The organism is Shewanella sp. KT0246, assembly GCF_019654955.1.
Taxonomy (GTDB): domain Bacteria; phylum Pseudomonadota; class Gammaproteobacteria; order Enterobacterales; family Shewanellaceae; genus Shewanella; species Shewanella goraebulensis.
This window is the reverse complement of record NZ_BPEV01000001.1, coordinates 22,423-39,242: the sequence shown is the minus strand read 5'-3', so window position 1 is coordinate 39,242 and position 16,820 is coordinate 22,423. Positions and strand designations below refer to the sequence as shown.

General features: G+C 42.2%; 14 protein-coding genes and 7 tRNA genes. 10 read left to right on the top strand and 11 right to left on the bottom strand.

The window, feature by feature from the left end; all coding sequences use genetic code 11:
* Window positions 1-3: 3 nt before the first annotated feature.
* The 8 genes from K5Q58_RS00225 to K5Q58_RS00190 all read left to right on the top strand — a co-directional run bounded on the left by K5Q58_RS00225 (window position 4) and on the right by K5Q58_RS00190 (window position 9,541).
* Window positions 4-2,325, top strand: a complete 2,322-nt coding sequence (locus K5Q58_RS00225; RefSeq protein WP_220751425.1) for a tol-pal system YbgF family protein — start codon at window positions 4-6, stop codon at window positions 2,323-2,325.
* Window positions 2,312-5,635 (top strand): tetratricopeptide repeat protein, encoded by a 3,324-nt coding sequence (locus K5Q58_RS00220; RefSeq protein WP_220751423.1) that lies wholly within the window; start codon window positions 2,312-2,314, stop codon window positions 5,633-5,635. Before K5Q58_RS00225 ends, K5Q58_RS00220 begins: the two co-directional genes overlap by 14 nt.
* Window positions 5,610-6,395, top strand: coding sequence for a tetratricopeptide repeat protein (locus tag K5Q58_RS00215; RefSeq protein WP_082420040.1), 786 nt, complete (start codon window positions 5,610-5,612; stop codon window positions 6,393-6,395). The genes K5Q58_RS00220 and K5Q58_RS00215 overlap by 26 nt, the downstream gene beginning before the upstream one ends.
* 1 nt (window position 6,396) lies before the next feature.
* A complete protein-coding gene (locus K5Q58_RS00210) occupies window positions 6,397-6,741 on the top strand; it encodes a hypothetical protein (protein ID WP_055025746.1) in 345 nt (114 codons plus the stop codon).
* Between the two features lie 102 nt (window positions 6,742-6,843).
* On the top strand, window positions 6,844-7,497 hold the full coding sequence (locus K5Q58_RS00205) for a MotA/TolQ/ExbB proton channel family protein (protein WP_055025747.1): 654 nt from the start codon (window positions 6,844-6,846) through the stop codon (window positions 7,495-7,497).
* A 4-nt stretch (window positions 7,498-7,501) separates the two neighbouring features.
* Window positions 7,502-8,050: a biopolymer transporter ExbD gene (locus K5Q58_RS00200; protein WP_220751421.1), complete on the top strand. Its 549-nt coding sequence runs from the start codon at window positions 7,502-7,504 to the stop codon at window positions 8,048-8,050.
* On the top strand, window positions 8,047-8,577 hold the full coding sequence (locus tag K5Q58_RS00195; RefSeq protein WP_220751420.1) for a biopolymer transporter ExbD: 531 nt from the start codon (window positions 8,047-8,049) through the stop codon (window positions 8,575-8,577). The genes K5Q58_RS00200 and K5Q58_RS00195 overlap by 4 nt, the downstream gene beginning before the upstream one ends.
* A gap of 1 nt (window position 8,578) precedes the next feature.
* A complete protein-coding gene (locus K5Q58_RS00190) occupies window positions 8,579-9,541 on the top strand; it encodes an AgmX/PglI C-terminal domain-containing protein (RefSeq protein WP_220751418.1) in 963 nt (320 codons plus the stop codon).
* Window positions 9,542-9,589: 48 nt separating this feature from the next.
* Here the strand turns inward: K5Q58_RS00190 and K5Q58_RS00185 are convergent, their stop codons facing one another.
* From K5Q58_RS00185 to K5Q58_RS00135, 11 genes are all read right to left on the bottom strand, one after another.
* Window positions 9,590-10,072 carry a GNAT family N-acetyltransferase gene (locus K5Q58_RS00185; protein ID WP_220751416.1) on the bottom strand — a complete coding sequence of 161 codons (483 nt, stop codon included), beginning with the start codon at window positions 10,070-10,072 and terminating at the stop codon, window positions 9,590-9,592.
* A 168-nt stretch (window positions 10,073-10,240) separates the two neighbouring features.
* Window positions 10,241-10,315 (bottom strand) — tRNA-Gln (locus tag K5Q58_RS00180).
* A gap of 57 nt (window positions 10,316-10,372) precedes the next feature.
* A tRNA-Leu gene (locus K5Q58_RS00175) sits at window positions 10,373-10,457 on the bottom strand.
* 108 nt (window positions 10,458-10,565) lie between these two features.
* Window positions 10,566-10,642: transfer RNA gene (locus K5Q58_RS00170), tRNA-Met, on the bottom strand.
* Between the two features lie 5 nt (window positions 10,643-10,647).
* Window positions 10,648-10,722: transfer RNA gene (locus K5Q58_RS00165), tRNA-Gln, on the bottom strand.
* Window positions 10,723-10,748: 26 nt separating this feature from the next.
* Window positions 10,749-10,823: transfer RNA gene (locus K5Q58_RS00160), tRNA-Gln, on the bottom strand.
* A gap of 47 nt (window positions 10,824-10,870) precedes the next feature.
* Window positions 10,871-10,955, bottom strand: a tRNA-Leu gene (locus tag K5Q58_RS00155).
* Between the two features lie 124 nt (window positions 10,956-11,079).
* Window positions 11,080-11,156 (bottom strand) — tRNA-Met (locus K5Q58_RS00150).
* Window positions 11,157-11,371: 215 nt separating this feature from the next.
* On the bottom strand, window positions 11,372-12,463 hold the full coding sequence (gene ychF / locus K5Q58_RS00145) for a redox-regulated ATPase YchF (RefSeq protein ID WP_220751413.1): 1,092 nt from the start codon (window positions 12,461-12,463) through the stop codon (window positions 11,372-11,374).
* Window positions 12,464-12,567: 104 nt separating this feature from the next.
* A complete protein-coding gene (pth, locus tag K5Q58_RS00140; protein ID WP_102528076.1) occupies window positions 12,568-13,155 on the bottom strand; it encodes an aminoacyl-tRNA hydrolase in 588 nt (195 codons plus the stop codon).
* A 158-nt stretch (window positions 13,156-13,313) separates the two neighbouring features.
* On the bottom strand, window positions 13,314-14,537 hold the full coding sequence (locus K5Q58_RS00135) for an FAD-dependent monooxygenase (RefSeq protein WP_220751411.1): 1,224 nt from the start codon (window positions 14,535-14,537) through the stop codon (window positions 13,314-13,316).
* A 235-nt stretch (window positions 14,538-14,772) separates the two neighbouring features.
* Here K5Q58_RS00135 and K5Q58_RS00130 point away from each other — a divergent pair, with 235 nt between their 5' ends.
* Complete coding sequence (locus K5Q58_RS00130; protein WP_220751409.1) at window positions 14,773-15,285, top strand: hypothetical protein; 513 nt, start codon at window positions 14,773-14,775, stop codon at window positions 15,283-15,285.
* Between the two features lie 93 nt (window positions 15,286-15,378).
* Window positions 15,379-16,806 (top strand): tRNA (N6-isopentenyl adenosine(37)-C2)-methylthiotransferase MiaB, encoded by a 1,428-nt coding sequence (gene miaB, locus K5Q58_RS00125; protein WP_220751407.1) that lies wholly within the window; start codon window positions 15,379-15,381, stop codon window positions 16,804-16,806.
* Window positions 16,807-16,820: the final 14 nt, after the last annotated feature.

The following is a 16,820-nucleotide window of genomic DNA, read 5'->3' as shown; positions in this document are numbered from 1 at the left end:
CAGATGATACCAGTGCTTCAACGAACCCAAGCCGGCGATGTTAGTAAACAATATCGTCATCCAGAGCGAAATAAACCAGCTAAAACGAAGTTTTTGTCGCTACTGTGTCTGATGACATTCGCTATTGGTTTCAGCAACAGTGTTTCAGCAACTGAAGTAAGCACTGTGACCACTGCTAATACTGAAGTCACGACTCAAGCAAACCAAGTACTGCGCAATAAACTTTATCGCCAAGCCTTGTATTACTACTTTGAAGGCGATTATCAAGCAGCGTTAAGGCAAGTCAGCATTAACCGACAACGATTTGATGCCGATACTGCTAAAAGTCAATTGTTTGAAGCTGGGCTGCAAGTATCAGTTGGTCTTCATCAAAAAGCGACTCGTACCTTATCTTCATTTGAGCAAACATTGGCAATTGAGCAAGCGTTAACTGGCAACAAAAACCAAGCCAATCAAACTTCTTCTCAGTCTCAAAAAAATACTTCACCCGCTGAACTCAAGTTAGTTGCATTATTGCAATTATCAGAGCAGCAAATAGAGCAAGGTCAGCCATACCAAGCTCAGCAAACGTTGCAGCGTATTACCCAAGTCCCTAACAGCTATATTGAGCAATACCACATTCTTAACCAACTGGCTTATTGGCCTAACGAGCCTGCCATAATGGCAAAGATTGCGGGTGGTGTTAATGCATCTGCTTCTATCAATCACGATAACCCAACTGATAACCAGTCAGCTTCTTCATCGTTATCGGCTTACGTTATGCTAAACCAAGCGCTGCATTTCATTGAACAAAAGCAGTATCAACAAGCTGAAACCCTGCTCATTACAATAAAAAATATGCCTTTAGCTGAAACTGAAACGGGCTTTTGGCAAAGCTTGTTCACTGAAAAAACGCCTTCAGAACTTACCGCTCCAATGACAGCTGAAAATATCGAAAACAGCCAAAAAAGCGTTACAGCCCAAGAATCTGATCAGCAAGTACAGCAGCAAGCGATCAATGATTATGCGCAACTGTTATTAGCGCAGTCGTATGTCAAACAAGGTCAATTTCAAGCAGCATTTACACAATTAAAAGACTTTCCCCAACAGAGCCCTTATACCGAATCAGCGTTATTTTTATATGCATTTTCAGCACAGCAATTGCAGCAATATCCCATTTCATTAGCGCTATTGGATCTACTAAAACGCCAATATCCTTATTCTTTGATGGGTTGGCAATCGGCAATATTACTGGCCGCTCAGGTTCGAGAGCAACAAAGCCTTGAACAAAGTCTAACAAGCTACCAAGACGCAGAAGCACTTTATCTTGAACAATTAGCACAATTAGACGCTTTTGAAGCAGTACTAGAAACTCGCTTTAACACAAGCCTAATAATGCAAAGCGCATTAACCCCGCAAGGGTTAAGTCCTGAAGCACTCGAAAAGCAGCCTTGGCTTGAAAAAGCGCTAACAGACAATGCATTGAAAAATGACTTTACGACATTAGCCAGTTTATCCCTATTGGAACAGAACCTTACTCAGCAACAACGTAAAAGTGACTGGCTCGCTGAGACTATCGATTTAAATAAGCAGCGTAGAGAAAAAAGGTTATCTCAACAGCAATTAAGCGATTATAAAAACCTTATTAGCCAACTAACCGAACGCAAGCAGCAACTTAGCAAACAAATTCAAGCTGTCGATGTTCCTGTCGATGAAATTACCTTCCAGCAAATGCAACTGTTTGCCAATAGTACCGAACAAGCATGGTTACAGCGGATTGAATCAAGCAAAAAAGCACTTGCTAACATTAGCTCAGCACGTGACACAGAAGATGATTTCCTGCGACTAACACGAGTAGAAGGCGCGCTGAATTGGCAGCTGCAACAATCTTTTATGCCACGTTTATGGCAACACAAAAAGCTATTAAAAGACATCGACACCCAATTACAAGCATTAAACGCTCAATATGTTCGCTTTAAATCAGTCACGCAATCTCAACAAGGCGCCACTGAGTATGCTATCCGTCAGCAGAATTTAGCCAAACAAATCGAAGATATTACGCGTGATATCAAGCAAGCAAGTCACAAAACACAGCTAACGATTCAGCAAAAGCTGCGCCTATTTACCCAAAATCAACGTCAAAAGCTAACGCAGTTATTGCTGACTTCACGCCATGAAATGGCAGCGGTACTGGAAAGAATGAGCCAGCAAGATATAACACCGAGCAAAGCTATTACCTCTGATAACTTGAACACAACTAAGCTCATGCCCCATCAGGAGCATTCTCCACTGAGTTCATTGACCGCTCATTTCGAGCAAGTGGAGAAGCATTATGCAGCGCACTAACCCACTCGCTTTACAAGCCAACAACTCTGACACAAGCAATGTTTCAAGCCTTGGTAGCAATGTGGCCTTAACGCTTCCTAAACGCTTTGGTGTATCACGATTGGTAAGTTGCTTAGTGTTAATCAGTCTAGCGGGTTGCCAGCTAACCGATGAGTCGCCAACGTCAAGCAAACAACAGCGACCAACATTGACTGATTTAGCCAATAGCCAGCCTCAAGTAAACTATGAAAAACAGCAATTAAGCCAAGCTCAGCGAAAAGCGAAGTTAGCATTAATTTACCAGCAACTACTGACGTTAGAGCCAGATCCAGAAGTGCGAACTCATGTTGAATATCGCTTAGTTCAAATCAAATCAGAACATTTAGAAGAACAAATGTTTGGCGAAGCCTTTGATGAAGTTGCCAGTCAGCAGACTGACATGTCGGCGCAAGAAGCTGAGCAGCTGGCGTTAACTCAGCTAAAACACAATGATCAACAGCTCGATAAGCTTATTGCAGAATACCAAGTATTACTGAACCGTTACCCAGATCGAGCCGAGAATGAACACTTGCAGTACCAACTTGCGAAAGCACTCGATGTGCAGGGTGAGATAGATGCAAGCTTAATCGAAATGGAGTCATTACTGACTCGCTACCCTAATACTCAATATCGGGCAGAACTCAACTTCCGCCGTGGTGAGATTTATTACAACTTGCAAGATTACCCTGCTGCGATTCAAGCTTATCAGCAAGTAGAGTCGGCAAACGACAATGATAAATATCTCATCAATAGTATTTACATGTCGGGTTGGGCGCTATTTAAGCTCAATCGATTACCCGAAGCGGATGCAAGATTTTTGCAGGTGTTTGATAACATCATTGCGGCAAACGAAGAATTAATTAGTACTGATAATGAACAGTTAACCCAAACCAGTTTTGAATTTAACAAGTTAGCAAGCCGCTACCAAAATCTGGCTATCGATGCGCAACGCGTACTGAGTATTTCATTGTCTCAACAAGAGCAATCTCGCTCACTGCTTAACTTGGTAAACCAACAAAAGTCATCCCCTTACCTGACGATATATCAACATGTACTGTTTGATAATTTGGCCAAATTTTTACTTAAAAAAGAGCTACAGCATGACGCAGAGCTGACTTATCAAACTTATATTGAATTTGACAAAAATAACATTTGGGCTGCGCGTTACTCATTAGCTTTGCTGGACTTATATCAACAGCAAGGCAAGTTCGCCTCGATGCACCGTCTTAAAAATCAGTACGTTGAACAATATGGCTTATCTAGCCAATTTTGGACTCATGCTAATACAGCACAGCAGCAAGAAGTGTTACCGCATTTATTAGCCTTCAGTGACGAGCACAGTCGTCGCCTGTATGCCAGTGCACAACAACTTCCACCTGGGCAAGCTCGCATAGATGGATTTAAAACCGCTGCAAGTGCTTTAAGTGTTTACTTACAAGTTGCTAAGTTGCCACAAGCTCAATCTTTACTGACCAAACCTATTCACGGTGACGAGTATCTATTTGCTGATGCAAACTATGAAGCGCAGCAATTTAAACAAGCCTTAATCAGTTATGAGGCTATCGCTTATGCACAAAAAGATGCGCTCGCCCTACCTGCAGAGCAACTTGCCTTACAGCAAAAAGCGGCATTTGCGACCACGTTGACCATCCGAGCCATATTGTCACAACATGATGAGTCAGTGGTAAAAGGCGATGAAATAACACCAATAAGTCAGTCAAAAAGACAATCCATCATCTCGGAGCGAACCCGCTTAGATAAGCTATTTATTGCCAACCACCCACTTGATAAACGCGCGTTAGAGCTTGCTACCGATGGCGCACAGTATGCATTTAACGCCAAGCAATTTGATGATTTAATCCAGTTCAGTCAATTTGTATTACTGCGCCACAAAGTGATTAATCAGGCAAATAGCAATATCGGCAACAAAAATGACAGCGAAGAAAATGAGCATGCTGCGCTAGTGGTAAATCAACAAGCTGGAAACGAGCCAGAGAGCAGGCTTATTCGTTACGATAACTCGCAAGTCAGTAATCACTTGCGTCACGGGCAAGCCTTATCAAGTGTTGCATTAACACAAGTACAAGTTGTCAGCCAACTTTACGCCCATAGTTTGTACCAACAATCACACTATATTCAGGCTGAATCGGCTTACGACATCGCCCTGAATTACCTCAATGCCAGCACAAATCTAAAGCCACAGCAGCATAAAGCCAAAACAGAAATGCGCAATTTATTGGCATCCAGTATTTACTTTCAAGCCCAAGCCAATAAGGCGGAAAACCCAGCTTTAGCCGTTAAGGATTTGAAACGGATCAGTACCAGAGCGCCAGAGTCACCATATGCGATAAACGGCCAATTTGAGGCTGCCAATATTTTGCTTTCCCAACAAAAATGGCAACAAGCTATTGAGGTCTTAGTGCCCTTTCAGCAGCGATATCCAAACCATGAATTTAGCGCCACGATCCCCGCTAAATTGGCGCAATCTTACGAAGCATTAGAAGAATGGGAGCTTGCCGCAGAGCAGTTGCTGATTATCGTTGCTAATCAGCCCTCAACAGAATTAAAACGTGAAGCCCAGTACACAGCTGCAGAGTATTACCTAAAGGCAGGCAATACCGAAAAAGCCCGTTTAACCTTCAGAACCTACGCTAGAACTTACCCTAAGCCGTTTGATTTAGCCCAAGAAGTACGCCTAAAAATGAGTGGGTTTTACCAAGTATCCAATGAACCGAACAAAGAATACTATTGGTATCGCCAAATTCTCAGCGCCGACAAAACACAGCGCCAACAAGCTATAGCTATTGGCAATCGTGAGGTCGTTATCGCTTCCATTGCTGCAATTTCGCTTGCCAAAGCTCATCAGCAAACATTTAAAACCATTAAGCTAACAGCGCCGCTCAACAAGACGTTAAAACGTAAACAAGATGAAATGAAACTTGCAATTAACTATTACCAGCAAGTATTAGATTTCCAGCAAGCACAATATGTGCCCCAAGCCACTTATGAACTTGCAGAGATGTATCGTCAACTGGCGGCCGATGTTATGGACTCTGAGCGCCCATCAGATTTAGATGAACTGGCACTAGAAGAATATGAAATCTTGTTAGAAGAATTGGCCTACCCATTTGAAGAAAAAGCGATTGAGATCCACATCAGTAACTCGCAACGTGCTTGGCAAAATATATACGACCAATGGGTAGGTAAAAGCTTTGCCACACTCACTGAATTATCCCCCGCCTTATATAACAAACCGGAGGTAACTCATGATGTTATTGAAGCGATTCATTAAAGCGCCGCTTATTTGTATGACTAGAAAAAGTCTATGGTTAAGCTTTTTTGCTTTAATACAAGGATGTAGCAACACTCAAGTTGCAGAAAGCCAAAACGACAACATCACTGAGTTAGAAAGTGATTCGGCAGCATTAGTTGAGCTGGTAGACACCACAAATGGTGCCCAAGCATCGATAGAGTCATCATTACAAACAAGCTCAGCAACAAGCCAAGTGAATGCTTATGAAGCAGAGGCTAAGCAAAAGCTGGCAAACGTTCCAGCCTCTGTATTAGAGCAATATCAGCAGGCGATAGCGTTAATGAAGCAACAAGAGTGGCAACAAGCGGATGCGATGTTTTCTGTAATCATTAACGCAGAACCACAACTGTCAGGTGCCTATGTTAACCAAGCTATTATTGCCCTCAATCAAAACCAGTTAGATAAAGCTAACGGACATTTAGCCAATGCCATTAGTGCCAACCCAACTAACCCTTATGCCCATCAAATCAAAGCTAACATAGCCAAAACCCAAGGCAAGTTTGAACAAGCTGAACAAGGTTACTTAACGGCACTTGAAATTTGGCCTAATTACCCAGAAGCGCAAGTTAACCTTGCGGTTTTACTGGAGCTTTATAGAGGCAAATTGCTAGATGCTCGCCACTATTACCAATCTTATTTACGCTTAAAACCAGATGATCAACTTGCTCAGCGTTGGTTGGCAGGCTTAGAAATTAAAATTCAGCGTGCAGGTTTAACCTTGCCTGAAGGAGAAAGTTAATATGTCGACATTTATTCCTTCAGCAACACTCAAGCGCTTTGTCAGCTCAATGCTGCGTAATGGTGGATTGTTTTGTATTTTTTGCCTATCAGCAATTCAAACACATGCGGCCGAACCTGCTAGCTCGCCCAATAACCCCGTACTGATTGAAACCAAGGTGACCGGCACGCAAGAGCAACCCAAAGTTCTCTACATCATGCCTTGGCAAGGGATTACAAATCCCGTTGCGATTCAGGATACTGACATGCAAGTCACCTTACCTGAATTTAACCCGATACATCCGAAGCAGTTTCAACAACAAGTAAGAGAGTTCAGCCTTAACAAGAGTAAGACCAATAACGATTAATCAATAATAAAAATTTACCCGAAAACACGTAACTAACGATTCAAAACAATTAGGACGAGTTAATAAGAACTATTCGTTCAACTCAATAAAAAGGAAAATATCATGAGTTTTACCGACCATATCATTGCATTTTTACAAAATGGCGGCCCATTCATTTACCCTATCGCATTAGTGCTCGTGGTAGGTTTAGCGATCACGATTGAACGCTGGTTATATTTAAGTTCAGCACATCGCACTAATCAAAAAGCCTTTGCACTGATTAAAGAGGCATTAAAAAAAGGCGACGTTGCAACCATCAGCCAGCATGCACAAAACAATAAAGCGCCAGTATTTGACGTCCTCCAATCAGGGATTGTTCGTATCTCTCAAGCTGATCGTCGTGAAGATGTGGAATATGCGATGGAAGAAACCATCATGGAATACATGCTGAGGCTAGAAAAGCGCACACCATTTATTGCAACGTTAGCCAATATCGCCACCTTACTCGGTCTTCTCGGTACCATTATGGGCCTAATCGCGGCATTCTCTGCTGTGGCAAGTGCCGATCCAGCAGAAAAAGCCAATCTATTATCATCAAGTATCTCAGTTGCAATGAACACCACAGCATTTGGCTTGATCACAGCTATCCCACTGATTTTATTCCACTCAACCCTACAAACGAAAACAGCAACGATTGTAGATTCAATTGAAATGGCAGGCATTAAGTTACTTAACTCTTTGTCATTTAATAAGCATACGGATTCTGATCGAGGCTAATACTATGAGACGCCGTCGTCGCCCCAATACCGAAGACGCTGAACTCGATATCACTTCGTTTATGAACTTGATGATCGTGTTAGTGCCAGTATTGCTGCTTAGTTTAGTGTTTTCACAAGTGCGGATTTTAAATCTGCAACTACCTGTGTCTGCAGAATCTCAGCAAGCTGATGAAGATCAAGAACCTAAGGTACTTGAGCTGGTGATCACCTCGAATCACTTAACCCTTAACTACCCTGCGGGTATTTTACTTAAACGTTTTGAAATAACTGACGAAGGCTATGACTTCAAGGCATTATCTGTATATTTACAAGATTTGAAGCTGACATTTCAACAACAAGCCATTGAGAAAAAAGATATCGTGTTGTTGCTTGAGCCCAATGTCGATTACCAAACCATCGTCACGACAATGGATACCGTTAGGTCATATAAAGCTGTGGTTGCCGCCAATTTAGTGGATGCTGAGTTATTTCCGCTTATTTCATTAGGCGACGCCCCAGAAAATAGCCTTGAGCAAAGTGCAAGCAGTACAACCGCAGGAGGCCAGCCATGAAGCAATCTTCAAGAGCTAAGCGTCTTGCAAAGCACCACAAGCGCTTTAAAGCTGGCGGTAAACTTAATCTTGTCGCATTAATGGATATTTTCACAATCTTGGTTTTCTTTTTGATTGTGAACCAATCAGAAGTGCGGGTATTGCAAAATATCGAAAAGATAAAATTGCCAATATCGATTGCCGAAGAACTGCCTGTTGAGAACCTGGTTATCACTGTATTGCCAGACACTGTGCTCATTCAAGAGCGTGCAGTGTGGCAAAACTCTGACGATAAACCCAATTTTAGCGAACAAGAAAATGCGCAATTTATTGCCGCTATCACCACAGAGCTGACCTATCAAGCTAGCAAGCGTGTTGAATTGACAGAGTCCGAAAAGGAAAAAGGACGAGCGGTCACCATCATAGGAGGCTCTGACACGCCTTACCTGGTGTTGAAACAAATTATGGCTGCATGTGCTGAAACAGGCTATCGCAATATGTCACTCGCTGTTGAGCAACAAGCCAGTAAAACACAGAGTGAGGGCTAATATGACCACAGTAAGCCTTACTCATAGCAGTGATAATAGCTTTTCTGATATCGGTGATATGTTTAAACCAAGTAGACAAGATAGATTATTCAAACAAATCTTAATTTTGTTACTGGTGGTTTATGTCATCTTTGGTGTTGGTGTCCCTTTTTTAGAACAAGTGGAAGTGCCAAGGGAAGTCAAAGAGCAATTGCCACCTCAACTGGCCAAAATCATGCTGAAAGAAAAACAACTTCCAGTACCTGAAAAGCCAAAAGAGGAACCTATCCCAGAACCCGAACCAGAAAAACTCGAAGAAAAACCTGTCGAGAAAGTGGAAGAACCACCGAAGGTGCAACCAACAACTCGAGAGGCAGCAAAAGAGAAAGCACAAAAGTCAGGCCTTGCAGCCATGAAAGATGAGCTTTTTTCGATGCGTGAAGCTTTTGATGTTAAACCTGCAGCGCAAAGTAACCTTGAGCAAAACCAAGCCCAAGAAGTGAAAGTAAAACGCAAATTACTTGCCGCAGCGGCTAATACACAAAGTGAAAGCTTATCGACTTCGACCGTGCAACAAACCGTGGTATCTGATGCGATTAGCACTAAAAATACCCAGCAAATACGGTTAGCTGAAGAAGAGGTATTAGCAGTCGCAGGGGCGAATGCAGAAATTGATCGTGAGGCAAGTTCTGCAGGTCAACGTTCTGAAGCGGCGTTAAGACGTACCCTTGAGGCCAACAAAGCACGATTGTATGCACTGTATAACCGTGCCTTGAGAAAAGATCCTTTTCTTAAAGGTAAAGTCATGTTCGAAATTGAAATTCAACCAAACGGCAGCATTAGTCGTGTCGATATTCAATCGAGCCAATTAAATAACCCGAAATTAGAACGCCAATTAAAGGTTGTTTTACGTTCAATCAGCTTTCCTGCTGAGGATGTAGCGACCATGACGACAATTTGGGCCATAGACTTCTTACCCAGCTAGTTAATCGCATTAACGACAAACAAAAATACGGCCAATAGGCCGTATTTTTTATAGGGTTAGCACCATCACTTGCGCATTGTCGCCATAAGTCTCACTGGCGACATTATTTACATCAATGCTAAAGCCCATTTTCTGCCAAAATGGCACTGAATGCTGAATCGCGACTAATTGAATGTGTTGGTAATGACCAGCTTTAGCAATATCAATTAACTGGGTTACCATTTTTTTACCAGCGCCTTTGCCTTTAAGTGCTTTAGAAACTGCTAAATCATGTAAGAACAGCCTATCCCCTTTATTTTCATTTAAAAGAGGCTGATAAAGCTTAGGAGGCGTTTCATCGTGCCATTCGTGAGCGAGCAAGTAAGCAAGGATGTTATCCGCTTTATCTTGCAGTACAAAACAGCAGTGAGGCGAATGTAGCCACTTGCCTCTTAACACCTGCAAACTTTCTGGCTCAATCTCAGTATAGACCTGACACTGTAACTCAAAAATCGCTTGCCACATTGATGGTTCAATCTTGTTTATCTGCATCACATTCTCTAAAGATAGCTCGCTAATAACAAACGCCGTTAGGGCTCTGAATAATCAAAGCGCCATTGTTAAGTACTAGAGTGCTTCAAGCATAACGCTGATACTAAATTTTAAGCAACAAAAAGCCCGTCATAAGACGGGCTCTTGCTTTAACCGTGAGGCTAAATTTGGCTGGGATACCAGGATTCGAACCTGGGGATGCCGAGATCAAAACCCGGTGCCTTACCACTTGGCGATATCCCAAAATTTGGATATGTATAACTTAAACTAGGAAGATGTACATATTGAAGAAAAATTTGATGGTACGGGAAGAGAGACTTGAACTCTCACACCTTACGGCACCAGAACCTAAATCTGGCGTGTCTACCAATTCCACCACTCCCGCATCAAATTTTTACCAGAATAAACTCATTTACATCATGAGTAAACTCTGTTTCTTGCTCTTTTCTAACTAAGTAGTAAAAGGATGACCCTCTATTCTACCTTCAAAATATGGTAGCAATGGCGGGACTTGAACCTGCGACCCCAGCATTATGAGTGCTGTGCTCTAACCAGCTGAGCTACATTGCCGAAGATGGCTGGGATACCAGGATTCGAACCTGGGGATGCCGAGATCAAAACCCGGTGCCTTACCACTTGGCGATATCCCAATAATCTTTTACTACTTACTTTAAAATGGCTGGGATACCAGGATTCGAACCTGGGGATGCCGAGATCAAAACCCGGTGCCTTACCACTTGGCGATATCCCAATCTAAAGCTTTTTAAAAAACCCGCTATAAGCCAGCTTTCTTAATAATGGTACGGGAAGAGAGACTTGAACTCTCACACCTTACGGCACCAGAACCTAAATCTGGCGTGTCTACCAATTCCACCACTCCCGCACTGACTCTGTTTAACATCCAGAACACGATGCTCATTTAACCTTGAGAAGGTAGCCAGTCATATTTCTAAAATCAAACTGATTTTAACTAACTAGCAAATCTCATCTTTTACATCTTGAGAAGATGGTAGCAATGGCGGGACTTGAACCTGCGACCCCAGCATTATGAGTGCTGTGCTCTAACCAGCTGAGCTACATTGCCACTTCATTCTTACTTGCCCTCGTCGTGAGGACGGGGCGTATTATGCTTATTCAGAGTATCGAGGTCAACTGCTTTTTTTAGCTATTTTCATCAATTGTTGTTGTTCGGCTATAAGTTCACCAAACTGAGCGTCAAATCGACAAAATATCCCAATAAAGCTAACCTCAATACTCTTTATCGGTGATCTTCAGACTATTATAGTTTGAAAATACCGACTAAACGTTAAATAGGAAATGCATAACATCGCCATCTTTAACGATATAACCTTTACCTTCGACACGTAATTTACCCGCATCTTTAGCGCCGGCTTCACCTTTAAACTCGATAAAGTCATCATAGCTCATTACTTGAGCACGAATAAAACCACGTTCAAAGTCAGTATGGATAACACCAGCAGCTTGTGGTGCACTTGCGCCTACTGAAACAGTCCAAGCGCGAACTTCTTTTACGCCTGCTGTGAAGTAAGTTTGTAAATCGAGTAAGTCGTAACCTGCACGAATAACGCGATCAAGACCTGACTCTTCAAGGCCAAGGTCAGCCATAAACTCAACGCGGTCATCTGCATCCATTTCTGCAAGTTCTGATTCTATTGCAGCACAAACTGCAACAACCACAGCATTTTCTGTATCAGCAATCGCTTTAACAGCATCTAAATGCGGGTTATCTTCAAAACCATCTTCAGCAACGTTAGCAATGTACATAGTAGGCTTAAGCGTTAAAAAGTTAAGGTACGCAACTGCGGCGATTTCTTCTTTGCTCAACTCTAATGAACGCAACATTTGGCCTTCATCTAAAGTTGGACGCATTTTTTCTAATACTTCAACTTCAAATTTAGCTTCTTGGTCGCCACCTTTAGCACGCTTTTGTTGACGGAAGATAGCTCGTTCTAAGCTATCTAAGTCAGCGAGGGCTAATTCAGTGTTAATCACTTCGATATCGCCAGCAGGGTCAACCTTGTTAGCAACGTGAACGATGTTTGGATCTTCAAAACAACGAACAACATGGCCAATAGCATCAGTTTCACGGATGTTAGCAAGGAATTTGTTTCCTAAACCTTCACCTTTAGACGCACCTGCAACCAAACCAGCAATATCAACGAATTCCATCGTTGTTGGTAAAATACGCTCTGGGTTAACAATCGCTGCTAACTTATCTAAACGAGAATCCGGTACAGGAACAACACCTGTGTTTGGCTCAATGGTACAAAACGGGAAGTTAGCTGCTTCAATTCCTGCTTCTGTTAATGCATTAAATAGTGTTGACTTACCTACGTTTGGCAAACCAACAATGCCGCATTTAAAACCCATATTTGTTACCTTTATATATGTTGAACTGCATCAAAACTGAGGCAGTGAATATCAATAGTTGTTTTGAAACGAATAATGTTACTGCTTAATATAAGTAGTAATAGTTAAACCGCTTTAAAAGTATGTAGCCTGTTCATGGCTTTCGCCATGTCTTGCTTAAATAATATTTCAGTTGAACGGACTGCTTCGTCGATCACTGCATCCATCTTTTCTTGTTCACTGGCAGGCGCTTTTCCAAGGACATAACCGCTGACACGATTTTTGTCACCAGGATGGCCAATGCCTATACGTAGACGATGGAATCCTTTGTCATTGGCCATTTTCGCAATAATGTCTTTTAAACCATTATGACCACCATGACCGCCACCAAGTTTAAACTTAGCCACGCCGGGTTCCATATCAAGCTCATCATGAGCGACTAATATCTCTTCCGGCGTAATTCGAAAGAAATTGGCGAGTGCTCCAACAGACTTACCGCTAAGGTTCATGAAAGTCGTTGGTATTAATAATCGTACGTCTTTACCGTCAATCGTCACTCTGGCAGTTAGGCCAAAGTATTTACTGTCAGGTACTAGCGTTGCGCCGCATAAGCGCGCTAATTCCTGCACATACCATGCTCCGGCGTTATGACGAGTTTGTGCGTATTCAGCACCAGGATTGGCAAGACCAACAATTAGTTTTATTTGACTCATTAGCACTCATTTTTTAGCGAAAAATATGACCGCGCTTACCTCAATTCTTCGATATAAAAGTATCGATTTACGAATTGAAGGCGCTAAAGCGCGGCATTTTAACACTCAAAACTGAACTCAACAAATACCCTGCATCATTTATAGTCAGAATATCTGTTTCATGCTAAGCCTAATGCGTATTTAAGGACTTTCTTTTTGATAGGGTTGTCGTGATTTGCAATCTTCAACATTCCATTGCGCAGCAGTTTAATTGGCAGTAAGTCATTACTAAAACCAGCATAAAACGCATCCATAGCAGACATCATTAATAAATTGTCGCTGTAACGCTTACATTGGTATTGCTTTAGGGTCGTAGCTTTCCACCAAGGATGATCATTGCCAACGGCATCTGCGATTGTGGCAATTAATACATCAACATCTTTAAAGCCTATATTCACTCCCTGACCAGCAAGCGGGTTAATCGTGTGGGCAGCATCGCCTAATATCACCACATTGTCTTGGCAATAAGATTGTGCATGACGGCGAGTTAACGGAAAGCTGCCACGATCAATCACAGTAAAGTCACTGTCTAATCGCTGCGGGAAATGTTGCCTGATTTGCTCGGCTAATTGTTGATGATTTAGCTGCATTAACTGTTTAATACGGCTACGACTGTCATACCAAACTAACGAAGCATTATTGCCAGGAAGAGGTAATAAAGAGCGAGGACCTGCTGGGGTAAACTGTTGCCAAGTAATATCTTGTTGCGCAGTCGCCGTGCTCACATTAATCAACATCGCAGATTGCGCATAATCCCAACCGGTAATGCCAATGCCCGCCCACTGACGAACTTGAGAATTAGCACCATCGGCACCAACAATTAATTTACTTTGTAGTTCAACCCCTGATTGTAAAGTGACTTTTATTTGCTGTTGTTCGTCGGCATTTATACCCTCGAAGTGGTTCACACTATCAGGACAATAACGGGTGATATTGTCCATGGTATCGAGTTGCTGCCACAAACAAAGCTGGATCAGACGGTTTTCAAAAAAATATCCTAGATGCGGTTCATCTATTTGATCAGCATGAAATTGGGTGATGCAATTTTCCATTTCCCATGTTTCTAGGCCTTTATAGGCTACGTGACGTAAAGAAAGCAACTTATCCATTACTCCAAGACGTTCAAGTAATTGCTCAGAAGCAACACTTATAGCAGAAACACGTAAATCTAAAGCTTGTTCTGGCTCATAAGATTTTGGTTGATAGGCTTCTATCATGCCAATATCTAAACCTAACTGACCTAAACCAACCGCAACCGCAGCGCCAACCATACCTCCCCCCACAATCACTACATCATGCTGGATTGGTTTATTTTGGCCTGCTTGATTTACTTCATCTTGCATTGTTGAACCCTTCTCATTGCACTTTGTACTTATTATTAGCAAATAGCCCTAACGGTCAAAATATGTACAAACGTGTCTATAATCGCTTAATCGTGTCGATATGTTTCTAGATAATCTTTGAGCAACACCTGCTTACAATGGTGACACATTAACCGGTAAACCTCTTCTTATACTGAGACTGTCTAATGAAAACACCTTGCAGCAAATCCGCCATGCCAAGGTAAGAGAGGATACTATGTCTAGTCACAGCACGGTCGTACATTCTACAAAAATTAGCACCACTAATTTGAGACTGCCACTTGGGCAAAAAGCCAAAAAAATCGCTCAAGCCTTAGTAACAGGTCTGCTTGCCACTGCAGCATTGTTTTCAGCTCAATCACACGCACAGATACAGCCAATGGAAACAGTTACTGTAATTTACCGTTCTTCGTTTGATTATGCCTTATATCAACAAACCACGGAAATGCTCACACGCTTTAATCGAGAGCTACCACAAAAAAATATTGCTAGAGCACGTCAAGATAATGTGGCAATGGCTAAGGAGTTCGGTTTCTTAATCCAAGAAGCTAACGAATTAGTGTCGTTTGAATATAATGCCGATGAACTGCAACAAAACTTGATAGCTAATGCTCGTGCAGATAATCAACAAATGGCCAAACAATTAGGCTTTTTTACCAATCAATCAAACGAGTTAGCTAACGCAGATAAATACCCTGAAAAACTACGGGTATTAAGCTTTTCAGAATAAAGCTCACTAGATGTGCACAAAGGCTAGCCAGCGAGCCTTTGTGCGGTTAAAATATGCGGCTATTTTTCTGTGGTATATAGAACGGCGTATCTGATGAGTAAAAAACTACACATAAAAACCTGGGGCTGTCAGATGAATGAATATGATTCATCTAAAATGGCTGACTTGCTGGACGATTATCAAGGTTACACCTTGACTGAGGATGCTGAAGAAGCAGACGTACTGCTGCTTAACACATGCTCGATTCGTGAAAAAGCACAGGAAAAAGTGTTTCATCAGCTTGGTCGCTGGAAAACCTTAAAAGATAAAAATCCTAATTTAATTATTGGTGTTGGTGGCTGTGTTGCTTCCCAAGAAGGTAAAGCAATTAAAGAGCGTGCCCAATGTGTTGATATCATTTTCGGCCCACAAACCTTACACCGCTTACCTGAAATGATCACTCAAATTAATAACGGCGATAAAGCGGTTATCGATGTGAGCTTTCCTGAAATAGAAAAATTTGACCGTTTACCAGAGCCCAAAGCTGATGGTCCAACTGCGTTCGTGTCAATTATGGAAGGTTGCAGTAAATACTGCTCATTCTGTGTTGTACCTTATACCCGTGGTGAAGAAGTTAGCCGTCCAGTCGATGACGTGATTTTAGAAGTCGCGCAACTCGCTGAACAAGGTGTACGAGAAGTTAACTTGTTAGGTCAAAACGTTAACGCTTTTCGCGGCCCTACACACGACGATGAAATCTGTACTTTTGCTGAGTTATTACGTTTAGTAGCCTCGATTGATGGCATCGACCGTATCCGCTTTACTACCAGTCACCCTATCGAGTTTTCACAAGACATTATTGATGTCTATGAAGATACACCTGAATTAGTGAGCTTCTTACATCTTCCTGTTCAATCAGGTTCAGACCGAATTCTGACGAACATGAAGCGCGGCCACATGGCGATTGAATATAAATCAATTATTCGCCGTTTACGCAAAGCTCGCCCAGATATCCATATCAGCTCTGACTTCATTATTGGTTTTCCAGGCGAAAGCCAAGCTGATTTTGAAGACACAATGAAGTTGATTGAAGATGTCAGCTTTGACCATAGTTTCAGCTTTATTTACAGCGCCCGCCCTGGCACGCCTGCAGCAGATTTACCAGATGATGTGACTATGGTTGAGAAAAAGCAGCGCTTGGCTATTTTACAAGACCGCATTACCCAGCAGGCAATGCGTTATAGCCGCCAAATGTTAGGGACTGTGCAACGTATTTTAGTAGAAGGTCCTTCTGTAAAGAATCCAATGGAGCTTCGTGGTCGTACTGAAAATAACCGCGTGGTGAATTTCGAAGGTAATCCTAAGAGCATCGGCGGATTTGTTGACGTTGAAATCGTTGACGTATACACCAACTCTCTTCGTGGCGTGTTTGTTCGTGCTGAAGATGAAATGGATTTACGTCGTAGTTTACGTCCGTCAGACATTTTAGCTAAACACAAAACTGATGATGATTTAGGCGTAACTCAGTTTACTCCTAACTAAAGATTAAAATCAGT